The sequence below is a fragment of the Nonomuraea sp. NPDC048892 genome (assembly GCF_040649735.1).
Classification (GTDB): Bacteria; Actinomycetota; Actinomycetes; order Streptosporangiales; family Streptosporangiaceae; genus Nonomuraea; species Nonomuraea maheshkhaliensis.
The window spans coordinates 435,034-447,826 of record NZ_JBEZFZ010000003.1 but is presented as its reverse complement, the minus strand read 5'-3'; the positions used below and the strand labels follow the sequence as shown (position 1 = coordinate 447,826).

General features: G+C 70.3%; 11 protein-coding genes. 4 read left to right on the top strand and 7 right to left on the bottom strand.

Translation table 11 applies throughout. The annotated features are described in order from the left end of the window. Positions 1 to 44 precede the first annotated feature (44 nt). From AB0C28_RS11765 to AB0C28_RS11750, 4 genes are read left to right on the top strand one after another with little or no spacing between them, the layout of a single operon-like run. Positions 45 to 1,040, top strand: a complete 996-nt coding sequence (locus AB0C28_RS11765; RefSeq protein ID WP_357844171.1) for an ABC transporter permease — start codon at positions 45 to 47, stop codon at positions 1,038 to 1,040. Further along, positions 1,037 to 1,921, top strand: coding sequence for an ABC transporter permease (locus AB0C28_RS11760; RefSeq protein ID WP_358073884.1), 885 nt, complete (start codon positions 1,037 to 1,039; stop codon positions 1,919 to 1,921). The genes AB0C28_RS11765 and AB0C28_RS11760 overlap by 4 nt, the downstream gene beginning before the upstream one ends. Next, complete coding sequence (locus AB0C28_RS11755) at positions 1,918 to 2,859, top strand: ABC transporter ATP-binding protein (protein ID WP_358073882.1); 942 nt, start codon at positions 1,918 to 1,920, stop codon at positions 2,857 to 2,859. The genes AB0C28_RS11760 and AB0C28_RS11755 overlap by 4 nt, the downstream gene beginning before the upstream one ends. Further along, positions 2,859 to 3,737, top strand: coding sequence for an ATP-binding cassette domain-containing protein (locus tag AB0C28_RS11750; RefSeq protein ID WP_357844180.1), 879 nt, complete (start codon positions 2,859 to 2,861; stop codon positions 3,735 to 3,737). The genes AB0C28_RS11755 and AB0C28_RS11750 overlap by 1 nt, the downstream gene beginning before the upstream one ends. Positions 3,738 to 3,824: 87 nt before the next feature. Here the strand turns inward: AB0C28_RS11750 and AB0C28_RS11745 are convergent, their stop codons facing one another. From AB0C28_RS11745 to AB0C28_RS11715, 7 genes are all read right to left on the bottom strand, one after another. Then, on the bottom strand, positions 3,825 to 5,552 hold the full coding sequence (locus AB0C28_RS11745) for a hydantoinase B/oxoprolinase family protein (protein WP_358073879.1): 1,728 nt from the start codon (positions 5,550 to 5,552) through the stop codon (positions 3,825 to 3,827). Beyond that, complete coding sequence (locus AB0C28_RS11740) at positions 5,549 to 7,594, bottom strand: hydantoinase/oxoprolinase family protein (protein ID WP_357844186.1); 2,046 nt, start codon at positions 7,592 to 7,594, stop codon at positions 5,549 to 5,551. Before AB0C28_RS11740 ends, AB0C28_RS11745 begins: the two co-directional genes overlap by 4 nt. Next, positions 7,591 to 8,319, bottom strand: coding sequence for an LLM class flavin-dependent oxidoreductase (locus AB0C28_RS11735; protein ID WP_358073877.1), 729 nt, complete (start codon positions 8,317 to 8,319; stop codon positions 7,591 to 7,593). The genes AB0C28_RS11740 and AB0C28_RS11735 overlap by 4 nt, the downstream gene beginning before the upstream one ends. Beyond that, a complete protein-coding gene (locus tag AB0C28_RS11730; RefSeq protein ID WP_106234126.1) occupies positions 8,316 to 9,281 on the bottom strand; it encodes an ABC transporter permease in 966 nt (321 codons plus the stop codon). Before AB0C28_RS11730 ends, AB0C28_RS11735 begins: the two co-directional genes overlap by 4 nt. Then, positions 9,278 to 10,828: a sugar ABC transporter ATP-binding protein gene (locus tag AB0C28_RS11725; protein WP_358073874.1), complete on the bottom strand. Its 1,551-nt coding sequence runs from the start codon at positions 10,826 to 10,828 to the stop codon at positions 9,278 to 9,280. The genes AB0C28_RS11730 and AB0C28_RS11725 overlap by 4 nt, the downstream gene beginning before the upstream one ends. Then, positions 10,828 to 11,886 carry a sugar ABC transporter substrate-binding protein gene (locus AB0C28_RS11720; protein ID WP_357844194.1) on the bottom strand — a complete coding sequence of 353 codons (1,059 nt, stop codon included), beginning with the start codon at positions 11,884 to 11,886 and terminating at the stop codon, positions 10,828 to 10,830. Before AB0C28_RS11720 ends, AB0C28_RS11725 begins: the two co-directional genes overlap by 1 nt. A gap of 170 nt (positions 11,887 to 12,056) precedes the next feature. After that, a complete protein-coding gene (locus AB0C28_RS11715; protein WP_357844197.1) occupies positions 12,057 to 12,737 on the bottom strand; it encodes a DUF6879 family protein in 681 nt (226 codons plus the stop codon). Positions 12,738 to 12,793 lie beyond the last annotated feature (56 nt).

The window sequence follows — 12,793 nt, the reverse complement described above, 5'->3', positions numbered from 1 at the left end:
CCACTGGGATCCGGGGCGGAGGGCCCCTCCCGGAGACAAAACACGTGCGTCGTTATTTCGGTAGAAAACTCCTCATTTATGGGCTGACCTTCTTCGTCGCCGTCACGGTCAACTGGATGATCCCGCGCTTCATGCCGGGCGACCCGATCGCCAGCATGGTCGCGCGGGCCAACGTCACCAACGCCCAGGCCGTCGAGGCCATGCGGGCCTACTACAGCAACCTGTTCGGCCTGGACCAGCCGCTGTGGCAGCAGTACGTCAACTTCTGGGGCGCGCTGGCGCAGGGCGACTTCGGGATCAGCATCTGGCTCTTCCCGACGCCGGTCGCCGACGTGATCACCCAGGCGGTGCCGTACACGCTGGCGCTGATCGTCCCCTCGGTGCTGCTGAGCTGGGTGGTGGGCAACCAGTTCGGCGCCTACGCCGCCCGCCGCAAGCTGCTCGACAACACCGTCCTGCCGGTCGGCTACGTGCTGACGGCGATGCCGTACATGTGGCTGGCCGTGCTGCTGGCCTGGGGGTTCGGCGTGCTGCTCGGCTGGTTCCCGGTGGCCGGCGGCTACAGCTTCTCGATGCGGCCCAACTGGTCGTGGACCTTCGTGCTCGACCTGCTGCACCACTGGACGCTGCCGTTCCTGTCGCTGTTCCTGGTGGCGCTGGGCGGCTGGGCGATCGGCATGCGGAACATGATCATCTATGAGCTGGAGTCGGACTACTCCAGCTACCTGTCCGCGCTCGGCGCGCCCACCAGGCTCATCCGCAGGTACGCCTTCCGCAACGCCGTCCTGCCCCAGATCACCGGGCTGGCACTCCAACTGGGCGTGCTGGTGGCCGGGGCGCTGGTCACCGAGATCGTCTTCGCCTATCCGGGGCTCGGCAGCCTGATTCTCAAGGCCATCCAGAACAAGGACTTCTTCCTGCTGCAGGGCACGTTCCTGTTCATCGTGCTCGGCGTGCTGATCGCCAACTTCATCATCGACATCGTCTACGTCGTGGTCGATCCGCGTACCAGGGCGGGAATGGCGGGTGCCCAGGCATGACGACGATCCAGGAAGTCGCCCCGCGCGAGCCGGCGGGCGTGCGCCGCGAGGCGCTCTACTTCGCGGTGCGCAACGGCAAACTGCTGGCCGGGTTCGGGATCGTGCTCGTGCTGCTCCTGCTCGGCCTGTTCGGCCCGCTGCTGTTCGCGGGGGTGCCCAACGACTACGGCACCCGGCCCATGAGCCCGCCGTCGGGCGAGCACTGGTTCGGCACCACCACGTTCGGTCAGGACGTGTTCCTGCAGTTCGTGCACGGGCTGCGCAGCACGTTCGTGGTGGGCGTGATCGGCGGCGGCATCGCGGCGGTCATCGGCATGTTCGTCGGTTTCGTGGCCGGCTACCGCGGCGGGATCGTGGACGAGGTGCTCAACATGCTGACCAACGTCATCCTGGTCATCCCGACGCTGGCCGTGCTGCTGATCATCAACGCCTACCTGGGCATCCGCAGCGTGGCCGTGCAGGGCCTGTTCATCGGGCTGACGCAGTGGCCGTGGGCGGCGCGGGCGATCAGGGCGCAGACGTTCTCGCTGCGTACGCGCGAGTTCGTGGACCTGGCCAGGATGAGCGGATCGGGCACCGGCAAGATCATCGCCAGGGAGATCGCGCCGAACATGAGCTCCTACCTGTTCATGACGTTCATCCTGCTGTTCGGCGGATCCGTGCTCATCGCCTCCTCGCTGGACTTCATCGGCCTCGGCCCCACCGAGGGGGTCTCGCTCGGCCTGATGTTGCAGAACGCCAACCAGTGGAGCGCGCTCCAGCTCGGCATGTGGTGGTGGTTCGTGCCGCCGGGAGCGGCCATCACCGCCATCGTGGGCGCCCTGTACGTGGCCAACGTCGGGCTCGACGAGGTCTTCAACCCGAAACTGAGGGAGACATGAGTCTGCAGGTCAGCGAGCTGAGGGTGTACTACAGGACGCTCAAGGGGGATGTGCGCGCCCTCGACGGCATGACCTTCGAACTCGGCGACGGCGAGATACTCGGCCTGGTCGGCGAGTCCGGCTGCGGCAAGAGCACGCTGGGCAAGTCGCTCATCCGGATGGACGGGCGCATGCGCCGCGTCGGCGGCACGGTCACGCTCGACGGCCACGAGCTGCCGATCGACGACGACCGCCGGATGAACGACTTCCGCTTCCGCGAGGTCTCCCTCATCCCGCAGTACGCCATGAGCGCGCTCAACCCCACCCGCAAGATCCGCAGAATGGTCACCGAACTGCTCAGATCGCGCGGCACCACCCTGGACACGGCCGAGCTGGAGCGCCGGATGGACCAGGTCGGGCTGCGCCGCGAGGTGCTCGACCGCTACCCGATCGAGCTGTCGGGCGGCATGAAGCAGCGCATGGTGATGGTCATCTCCACCCTGCTCGACCCGTCCCTGCTGATCGCCGACGAGGTCACCTCCGCGCTCGACGTCTCCACGCAGAAGGCCGTGGCCCGCGCCCTGCTCGGCTTCCGCGACAGCGGCTACGTCAAGAGCATGATCTTCGTCACCCACGACATCGCGCTCACCCACCACATCGCCGACACGATCATGGTCATGTACGCGGGCAAACTCGCCGAGAAGGCCCCGGCCGACGTGATCGTCAAGGCGCCGCGGCACCCGTACACGCGGCTGCTGCTCGACTCCCTGCCCGAGGTCGGCGTCCGCTACGCCGAGCGCAGGCTCGAAGGCATCGCCGGCAGCCCGCCGTCGCTGCTCGACCCGCCCACGGGCTGCCGGTTCCGCGACCGCTGCCCGATCGCGGGCGAGGAGTGCGCGCAGGAGCCGCCGGTGGCCGAGCTCGCCCCCGACCACCACGTAGCCTGCTGGAAGGCCTGATGCTGAGACTCGACGACGTCACCAAGGAATTCCGGATCGGCGCCTTCGGCGGCAAGAGCGTCGCGGCCGTGCAGGGGGTGAGCTTCGAGGTCGTCCCCGGCGAGGTCGTCTCCCTGATCGGCGAGAGCGGCAGCGGCAAGAGCACCATCGGCCGGATGATCCTCGGCCTCAACCCGGTCACCAGCGGCTCCATCACCTTCGACGGGCTGCCGGTGCGCGCGGGCAAGGAGTACTACCGGCGGGTCCAGGGCATCTTCCAGGACCCGTTCAGCTCCTTCAACCCCGTCTTCAAGGCCGACCGGGTGTTCACCATGATCAAGGAGGCGTACTACTCGTCCGTCTCCGGGCCCGAGTGGGCGGCCAAGGTCGAGGAGTCGCTGCGCGACGTGCGGCTCAACCCCGGGCAGGTGCTCGGCAAGTATCCGCACCAGCTCAGCGGCGGCCAGCTCCAGCGGCTGCTCATCGCCCGCGCGCTGCTGCTGGACATCAAGCTGCTGGTCGCCGACGAGATCACCAGCATGCTCGACGCCTCCACCCGGATCGACGTGCTCAACCTGCTCGCCGAGCTGAAGATCAGGGGGCTGAGCGTGCTCTACATCACGCACGACCTGTCACTCGGCAACTACCTCGCCGAGCGCACGGTGGTGCTGCGGCGGGGGAGCGTGGTGGAGATGGGGCCGACCGAGCGCGTCTTCGGCGACCCGCTGCACCCGTACACGCGCGAGCTGCTGTCGGCGGTGCCGCGCCTGCACGAGACCTGGGACGACGCCGTGCCCGTGGAGACCTGCCTCTACCACGAGCGGGGCGGCGGCGCGGGTGGCCTGGCCGAGGCCGATCCGGGCCACTTCGTGGCCTGCGCCCGGCTGGACACCTGCTGAGGAGGCCGGTCGCCGGGATGCTCCCGGCGACCGGCCCGCCTTGGGCGCATGCCCTGCGGCCGGCCCGCCTTTCGCGCCCGCGTGCCCTCAGCGGCCGGCGCGCAGCCGTCCGGTGGCCTCCGCGTCCACCTCGAACGTGACCGGGTCCACCGCCACGCCGTAGTCGCGGGCCGCCGCCGTCACGCTGACGAACCCGTTGCGGACGTCCGCGGCCACCCGGCCCGGCTCGCGCTCGAACGGGTCCCCGTACCCGCCCCCGCCGCCGGTGTTGTTGACCAGCACCTCGTCCGCCTCCAGCCGGTTGTAGCTGCCGCCCTGCACCACCTCGCGGCCGGTGCCGGGGTTGAGGATGACGTGGTTGCTCTCGCCGGGCATCCCGTCGCCGATGGCCCACGGCCTGGTCCTGGTCTTGTAGACCAGGCAGATGCCGGTCGAGGGGGCGGTGAACCGGTACGTACGGCCGACGCCGACGCCACCCCGGTGCCGGCCGGGTCCGCCGCTGTCGGGACGGTAGCCGTACGACTCGATGAACATCGGCGACTTGGTCTCCAGCACCTCCACCGGGTTGTTGCGGCAGCCGGGCTCCGACAGGTGCATGATGCCGTCCTCGCCGTCGCCCCCCGCGTGCCCGCCGAACCCGACGGCCTCGTTGGTGGCCTCCAGCCACGCCTCGCCGGTGCGCGGGTTGACGCCGAGCCCCATCATCGAGCACACGTCGCCGCCCGAGCAGGCGGGCACGCGGTCCGGCATGCCCTGGGCCAGCGCCTTCAGCACGACCTCGCCGCCGAGCAGCCCGGTCCACAGCGTGAACGTCGGCATCGGCGGCACGGCGTGCATCACCGACCCTGGCTCGGTGACCACCCGCAGCGGCCGGAAGTTGCCCGCCACGACCGGGGTGTCCGGCGTGGTCAGCGCCTTGAAGACGAGGCTGCAGAACGCCTCGGTCTGGCCGACGGGCAGGTTGATCGGGCCCTTGACGTCGCGCTCGCTGCCGGTCCAGTCGATCACCATCTCGTCGTCGCCGATGGTCACGGTGACGTTCATCTTGATCAGGCGGTCGGTGTCCACGCCGTCGCTGTCCACGAAGTCGTGCGCCGTCCAGGTGCCCTTCGGCAGCTTGGCCAGGGCCAGCCGGGCCAGCCGCTCACCGTGGTCGTTGATCGCGTCCATGGCGGCGCTCAGCACGCCGGCGCCGTACTTGGCGGCGATCTGCTGGGTGCGGCGCACGCCGGTCACGCACGCGGAGACCTGCGCCTGGATGTCGCCGATGGTGCGCTCGGGCATCCGGCTGTTGAACCGGACGATGTTGAACACGTCGTCGTTCTGCACCCCGCGCCGGTAGAGCTTCGAGCACGGGAAGAACAGGCCCTCCTGGTACATGTCGGTGGAGTCCAGGACGTACCCGGGGTCCTTCTGCTTCAGGTCCAGCACGTGGATGCGGCAGGAGGCGAACCCGATCAGCTCGTCCTCGTGGTGGATGGGCGCGAAGACCAGCGGGTCCAGGGTGTGGGCCGAGGCCCAGTACGGATAGTTGAGGATGAAGACGTCGCCGGGCTCCAGCGCGTCGTGGCCGAGGAACTCGACCGCCCGCTTGATGCCGTGGTCGTTGCCGCGGGTGAACACCGCGATGCCCGGCGCGTCAGCCACCACGTCACCCTGGGCGTCGTGGATGCCGATGCCGTAGTCGTGGATCTCGTACACCACCGTGTTGTAGGCGGTGCGGCACAGGTTGCGGGCCATCTCGTCGGCGGCGGCGAGCAGGCCGTGCCGGATGATCTCAGTGGTGATGGAGTCGGTGCTGATCGTTTCGCTCACTGTTGTCCCCCGGTCCGGTCGCTGACGGAAATGACCAGTTCGCCGTAGCGGCCGACGCTCAGGCTGTCGCCGGCGTGGATGACGGACGTGGCCGTGTGCTCGGTGATCACGGCGGGCCCGGCGACGCGGTCGCCCGCCAGCAGTTCCTCGCGCGTGTAGACGCGGTATTCGACGGCCGGCTCGTCCGGTGAGAGGTAGACCCGGCGGGTCCCGGCCGGCCGCGGCTCGCCGGAGGCGCGTTCCGCCACGGTAGGCAGCTCGGGCTTGTCGACCGTGCCGGTGGCGCGCAGCCGCAGGGTCGTGACCTCGACCGGGTCGTCCATCGTGTGGCCGTACTGCCGCTCGTGCAGCTCGGCGAAGGCGGACTCCACGGCGGCGGCGAACGTGGCCGGATCGTTGGGGAAGGCGACCGTGACCGAGTGCTCCTGCCCCTGGTAGCGCACGTCGAGCGTGCGCACCAGCGCGCGCCTGTCCGGCCCGAAGCCCTCCGACTCCAGCTGCTCGACCGCCGCCGCCTCCATCTCCCGGTAGACGGCATCGGCGGCGGTCGCGTCGAGCGCGGCCAGCGGCGTGACGGCGGTGCGGGCGAAGTCGTGCTGCACGTCGGCCAGCAACATGCCGAACGCGGAGAACGCGCCCTGCCCCGGCGGCACGATCACGGTCGAGATGCCCAGCTCCCTGGCGACCTCGACGGCCACCAGGCCGCCTCCGCCGCCGAAGGACAGCAGCGCGAAGTCCTTCGGGTCGCGCCCGAGCTCCACCGTGATCGCGCGGACGGCGCCCATGATCTTCATGGTGGAGATCTGCACGACGCCGCGGGCCAGCGCCTCGGTGGCCAGGCCGAGCCGGGTGGCGATGGGCTGCAGCGCCTTGTCGGCCAGCTCGCGGTCCAGGGCGAGCTTGCCGCCGAGCGGGCTGTCCGAGCCGAGGTGGCCCAGCACGAGGGCGGCGTCGGTGAACGTGGGCGCGGTGCCGCCCCTGCCGTACGAGGCCGGTCCCGGCGCCGCGCCCGCGCTCTGCGGGCCGACCTGCAGCGCGTCCGCCTCGTCCAGCCAGGCGATGGAGCCGCCGCCGGCGCCGATGGTGTGGATGTAGAGCGACGGGGTGTTGATCGGCAGCCCCTCGAACTCCGCGCCCTGGTAGAGGACGGGTTCGTGGTCGAGGATCAGCGAGGCGTCGAGGCTGGTGCCGCCCATGTCGATGGTGATCAGGTTGGGCTCGTCCAGCAGTCTCGACAGCGCCGCCGCGCCGATCACGCCGCCCGCCGGGCCGGACAGGATGAGGCTCACCGGCTGCTCGCGGGCCGCCTGCGCGGTCATCGCGCCGCCGCCGGAGCGGGTCATCAGGAACCGGCCGCGAAAGCCGCCGCCTTCCAGCTCACCCTCCAGCTCGCGCAGGTAGCGGTGCACGATCGGCTTGACGTACGCGTCCAGCACGGCGGTGCTGGTCCGTTCGTACTCGCGGTACTCCCTGGACAGCTCGTGCGACAGCGTGACCGCCACGTCGGGCGCGACCTCGGCCAGCACCTCGCGCATGCGCAGCTCGTGCTCAGGGTTGGCGTAGGAGTGCAGGAACGCCACCGCGACCGAGCCGTACCCGCGCTCGGCGACGACGGCGGCCACCCGGCGGGCGTCCTCGTCGTCGAACGGTGTGTGCACGCTCCCGTCGAACCGGCACCGCTCGCGCACCTCGAAGGTGTCGTACCGGTCCAGCAGTGCGGGCGGCTTGCGGTAGGTGATGTCGTAGTTCGTCCTGCGGTCGGTGCGCCCGAGCAGGTAGACGTCACGGAACCCCTTCGTCCCGATGACGGCGGTGCGCGCTCCCGTCCTGGTGAGCAGCGCGTTCAGTCCCAGCGTGGTGCCGTGCGTGAACATCGTGATGGCCGGCGTGCCGGACTCGGCCAGGCCGAAGGCGTCCATGACGCCGCGGGCCGGCGCGTCCGGCGTGGTGGGGACCTTGCCGAAGCTGAGCGCGCCCGTGTCGGGGTTCAGCTCCACCACGTCGGTGAAGGTGCCGCCGACGTCGATCGCAAGCCTGCTCATCGTTCCGCCTTCCTCGATGGCCTTCTGGATGATTGGTGCGTGGCCGCGACGAGGTCCAGCGCGCCGGACGGCATCCCCCTCGCGTCGTCCGGTCGCGGCCAGTGCAGGGTGAGCTCGTGGAAGCCCTCGTCCCGCCGGCGGTAGGCGCCGTAGGTCACCCAGGCCTGGCCGTGCCTGGCGGCCAGCGCCATCGCGCGGGGCCCGGTCGCGGCCACGGTCAGGGGCACGCGCGGGCGCTGGAGGCAGCCGGGGATCTGGCGGGCCTCGACGGCGCTGTAGCGCGGGCCGTGGACGGTGCTGACGTCGTGGGTGAGCAGGTGGTCGAGCAGGTCGAGCCATTCCGCGAAGCGCTCGGCCCGCTCCGCGAGCGAGCGCGGCGGGTCGCCGAGCACGGCGGCGTCCGCGCCCTCCGCGCCGGCCCCGACGCCGATCTCCAGCCGGCCGCCGCTCAGGTGGTCGAGCGTCATGATCTCCTTGGCGAACGTGACCGGATGGCGGTAGTTGGGCGTGGCCACCTGCGTGCCCAGGCGTACCCGGGAGGTGGACACGGCCGCCGCCGCCAGCATCGGCACGGCCGCGTGCCAGGGCCGGTCCTTCAGCGGGGTCCAGGTCAGATGGTCGTAGGTCCACACGGTGCGCACGCCCAGCGCCTCCGCGGCCCGTACGTCGGCGACGAAGGCGGCGGGATCGCGGTCGGGCAGCACCAGGACCGACAGCTCGATCATCGGCGTTTGCTCGCCACGCTGAGTGCGACCGCGGCCAGGATGACCACACCGGTCGTCAGGTCCTTGAAGAACGGGTTCGCGTTGAGGATGTCGAACCCGTTGTCGATCAGCGCCAGCAGGTACACGCCGCAGACCGAGCGCCAGATCGCGCCGACGCCGCCGTAGATGCTGGTGCCGCCGAGGATGACCGCCGCGATGGCCAGCAGCTGCATGCCGTCGCCCGCCTGCGGCTGCCCGGTGCCGATCCGCGACACCCCGATGGCGGCCGCGATGCCGGCGGCCAGGCCGCTGTAGAGGAACGTGTAGAGCTTGATCCGGTTCACCCGGATGCCGGACAGCTCGGCGGCCTCGGCGTTGCCGCCGACGGACAGGACGTACCTCCCGAAAGCCGTGCGGTTCAGCAAAAATCCGGACAGCAGGGCGAAGAGCGCCAGGATGACGATCGCGTAGTAGACCGGGCCGATCCCGCCGCGCCCGAGCGCGGTGAACCCGGTGGCCTGGACGCTGATCAGGAACCCGCCGGTGATCAGCACCGCCAGCCCGGCGTACACGAGGCTGGAGGCCAGCGTCGCCAGGAACGAGTGGATCCGCAGCCGGGTGATCGCCACCCCGTTCACCAGGCCCAGCGCGGCGCCGGCCAGCGGCGCGGCGATCAGGCCGAGCACGGGGCTGTTCAGGTGCAGCGCCACCCAGGCGGCCACCACGTTCGCGACGCTGAAGATCGCCCCGGTCGACAGGTCGAAGCCGCCGCAGATGACGACCAGCGTCCCGGCCACCGCGATGATCGCCAGCGGGGCGTTCTGGTTGAGGATGTTCAGCAGGTTCGTGAGCGTGAGGAACGACGACGTCGAGACGCTCAGCACCACGAACAGCGCCACGAGCATGATCAGGACGGCGTAGTGGCGGACCAGGGCCGGCACGTTGACGCCGGATCCCGCTCGCGCCGATGCGGTGGCGGTCATGGCCTTCCTCCGGTTTCCGTTTCGTTGGCGGGCGGCTGCTCGGGCTGGGGCTGCTCGACCTCGAAGAGGCGCTGCAGGATCTCGTCCACGGACGTGCCCGGCCCCGACACCTCGCCGACGACCGCGCCGCCGCGGACGAGGTGCACCCGGTGGCTGAGGCCGACCACCTCCTCCAGTTCGGAGGAGATGAGCAGGATGCCGGTGCCGGCCGCGGCGATCTCCACGATGAGCTGGTAGATGCGGGACTTGGCGCCCACGTCCACGCCTCTGGTGGGCTCGTCGAGGATGAGGAACTCCGGGCGGCCGAGCAGCCATTTGGCGAACAGCACCTTCTGCTGGTTGCCGCCGGAGTAGACCGAGATGTCGCCGTCGAGCGCGGCCGGGCGTACGCCGAGGCGTTCGACCAGCTCGCGCACCGCGGCGCGCTCGGTCCGGCGTGACAGCACCCCGGCGCGGGTGAAGCGGCCCAGGTGCGGCAGGGTGACGTTCTCCAGGACCGGGCGCGGCAGCACCAGGCCCTGGGCGCGGCGGTCCTCGGGGATCATGGCCATGCCGCGGGCGATCGACGCCCGGGGCGAGGCGTCCGTGACCGGCTCGCCGCGGAACAGCATCTGCCCCGACTCGATCCGGTCGCAGCCGAAGAGCGCCCGGGCGATCTCCGTCCGCCCGCTGCCGACCAGCCCGGCCAGCCCGACGATCTCGCCGGGGCGGACCCGCAGGGACACGCCCCTGACGGCGGCGCCGCGCACGTCGCGCATCTCGGCCACCGGCTCCGTCTCCGGCGGCGGCGCTTCGGGCAGGTCGGGCAGCAGCATGTCGACGGGCTCGCCGAGCATGGCCTCGACCAGGCCCGCCTTGGTCTCCTGCGCGGCCTGGGCCGTCCTGATCACCCGGCCGTCCCGCATGACCGTGACGCGGTCGCAGTTGCCGAGCACGTCGTCCAGGAAGTGGGTGACGTAGACGACTGTCGTGCCGCGCTCGCGCAGCCAGCGCATGATCTCGTGCAGGCGCTCGCTCTCGTCGGCGGTCAGCGACGACGTCGGCTCGTCCATCACGATGACGCGCGCCTCGCGGGCCAGGGCCCGCATGATCTCGACCTTCTGCTGATCGGCGATCGGCAGCGTCCCGACCGGCGCGTCGGGCGGGAGCCCGAAGCCGCAGAGCTCCTCCAGGTTCCGGTAGCGGGCGCGCAGGTCCGCGTGCAGGACGCCGAACGTGTGGCTCTCCCGGCCGAGGAACACGTTCTCCGCCACGGTCAGGGCCGGGACCAGGCACAGCTCCTGGGCGATGATCACCACCCCGGCGTCCTGCGCCCGCCTGGTGTCCCAGCGGTGCACCGGGCGGCCGAACACCTCAAGGTCGCCGGAGTCCGGCTGGTAGAGCCCGCCGATGACCTTGCCGAGCGTGGACTTGCCGGCGCCGTTCTCGCCGACCAGGCCGTGCACCTCGCCCTCGGCGAGGGACAGCGACACCGAGTCGAGCGCCTGCGTGGAGCCGAAGCGGACGGACAGGTCGCGTACGGTGACCGCCGGAGTCGCGCCCTGCATCAATCGGCCCACTCGCCCTGGAAGTCGGGGTGCTCGCCCAGGATCTCCTTGGTGACGATCACCGGTACGGGGCCCAGCGTGTTGGCGTCGATGACCGGCGTGACCGGTTTGCCGCGCACCGCGTTCACCACCTGTTCAAGCGCGGCCTTGCCCATGCTGTTGGGGAAGTCGACCTGGTCGGCCGCCCATTTGCCGGCGCGGACCTGCTTGATGGCCTCCTGGTTGCCGCCGCCGCCCGTCACGTACATCTTGGTCAGGTCGACGCCGGCGCTCTCCAGCGCGACCTGGGCGCCGATGGTCTGCTGGTCGGCGTTGGACAGCAGCACGTCGAGTTTGGGGTTGGCCTGGAGGATGTTCTGCATGGCCTTGAGCGAGGTGTCGCGGTCGTAGTTGCCCTGGCCCGTGGCCACGACCTTGATGTTGGCGTGCCCGTCCAGGACCGACCGGTAGGCCTTGTTGCGCAGGTTGTCGAACGGGAACTGGAGCTGGCCGATGAGGATCGCGACCCGGCACGGGTCCTTGCCCTCGCAGTACTTCACCACGCCTTCTGCGAGCTTCTTGGAGTTCTCCTCCGTGTTCGCCGCGACGGTGGAGACGATGCCCTCGACCTGCGGCTTCAGCTCGGTCAGCTTGGGGCCGACGGGGAAGAGCGTGGTGGCGACCGGGATCTTGGCCTGGGCCGCGGCCGGGATCGCCGCCGCGATGCCCACGTTGTCGTTGGGCACCAGCACGATGCCGTCGTAGGTGCCCTGACTGGCGACGTTCTGGACCTGGTTGAACTGGGTCTGGCTGTCGAACTTGCCGTCGAAGATGGTGACCTCGACGTCGCCGTACTCCTTGGCCCTGGCCACGGCGCCGTCGTAGACGGCCTTGTTGAAGCCGTTCTGGCTGGAGGAGGCGAGCAGGGCGATGCGCACCGGGCCCGTCTTGCCGCTGGGCGGGGCGCTGGAGGAGTAGACCTGGGAGACGTCGGAGTTGCAGCCCGCGAGAGCGAGGCTCAGAAGCGCGGCGGCGGCGGCGATGGCCGGCCTCCGGCGGGGGATGGACAGTGATTTCACAGGCACCTCTATCTCATGGTGCGTATGTTTCCGCAGGTGACAAGCTGTCTTGAAGCAGTACAATGTCACACTGCAACATCTGGGTCAACGGATGCGACCTTGACCGAATCGTGTCAACGCCGATGAGGGGGCGCTCCTGGCGGGAGCGCCCCCTCATCGGCGTCGTGCGGTCAGACCCTGAACTCCTCGGTTCGGTGCGCGTAGGCGGGCAGCGCGGCCCGCATCTCGTCGGTGATCATCGGCGGCGGGAGCGGCACGACCTCGCGCTCGTGGAAGGCGCCCACCTCCTCGCCCTCGTCGAACAGCGCCCGCACCGCCCGCAGACAGGGGCCGACGACCTCCGTGTCGGTGATCCGCCGGCCGCCCCTGCCTCCGCCGTGCTGGTCGTAGAGGACCTCGTACATGAGGGACGGAGAGAAGATCACCAACTCGGGCAGGGGTTCGAGGGCGGCGACGCGCTCGGCCGGCACCGTCCGGCAGGGGGAGCCCGCGCGGGCCCGTAACGCCAGGATGTGCATCTCCCACTGCAGGTAGGCGGTGATGGGTAACTCGACCACCCGTACCCGCCTGACCGGCTGGCGGTGTCTGAAGTAGTCGGCCAGCGGCCCGGCCACCCGCTCGATCAGCGCCAGCGACCGCCCCCAGTCGCCGTCCATCATCGCCCGCCAGCTCGCCACGTCGGGCTCGTAGAAGACCTGCGCGCGCTCCAGCTTCCACATCGGCTCCGTGCAGGCCGCGTGGTCGTGTTCGAACCGGGCCTGGTACTCCGGCACATCCAGGACGAGGCCGTCGGCGTCGGCGACGGCGGCGAACGGATTCGTCTGGCGGACCGGAGTGCCCTGCTCGGTCATGCGGATTTCCCCTTAGCGTCGAAGACCCGCCCAGATCATCAGGTGAGCCTCTGACC